This is a genomic window from Vibrio sp. Y176 (assembly GCF_033438945.1).
On the sequence record NZ_JAWOQS010000308.1, the window covers coordinates 1 to 823 of the forward strand.

1 protein-coding gene is annotated in these 823 nt (G+C 43.6%); it reads right to left on the reverse strand.

The window, feature by feature from the left end; translation table 11 throughout:
* Window positions 1–823, reverse strand: an 823-nt coding sequence (locus R7O13_RS25740) for a cache domain-containing protein (RefSeq protein ID WP_412125728.1), incomplete at both ends; no start/stop codon positions are given.

Genomic DNA, 823 nt, shown 5'->3' on the forward strand with positions numbered 1-823 from the left:
GTGCATGTTGACATAAAACAGTACTACGGTACTCAATACGTAAATGAAGACCGCGACCATGATGCTGTACTTTTCAAAGAACGTTAAATTCTTAATCTCGCTCCATAAGTTATATTCGTAATAAATACTGTGATTGGCACTCAAGCGCTCTTTTTCAATGGGCTTGATCCGCACGGCATCTTCAGGAATCGTTTGGAAATTGGAAACTAAGTGCAGCTTCCCGACAAGGTTTTCAGAAGTCGTGAGCAGCGCATCGACATCAAAATCAATCGAGAGCACCCCTTGGTGGACGCCTTTTTCGTAAATTGGCACTGTTAAACTGATGATTTGCCCTTCCATGGAATCAAGCATCGGCCCAGGCCCAGCCAATGTAATGTTGACCTTATCTTGCGCGGTTTTTTGCCAGAATGGCCTCGCCTTTAACGTTGACCAAAGCTCTTTAGTAAAATTCTTCGCGTACTTATCGGGCGACGAAATCACATAACCACGTTTATCGATGTAATGGATACCAACAATGTGGGATTCAATATCATGAAGGAAGGACAAAGAAGGGGCAAAGCCTGCTTTTTGTTCTGCAAGTTTGTTGATTTTCGTCCCTGCCTGACACAAGCTTTTTTCGCCGACGATCATGTAATCAACATCAACCGCTGGCAGGCCATCGCTGTAAACGTTCTCCAATAGCAAAACATCAATCGGCCATATATAGCAGATGTCGCCTTTCACAATAGAGTTATGCTCTTCAGAAAGAGGGTTCGCGAAGTTTGAATAGTTGGTAAAGCTGTAGTCCAGTGCAGTTAAGACTTTGATACCACGAGTTAACGCT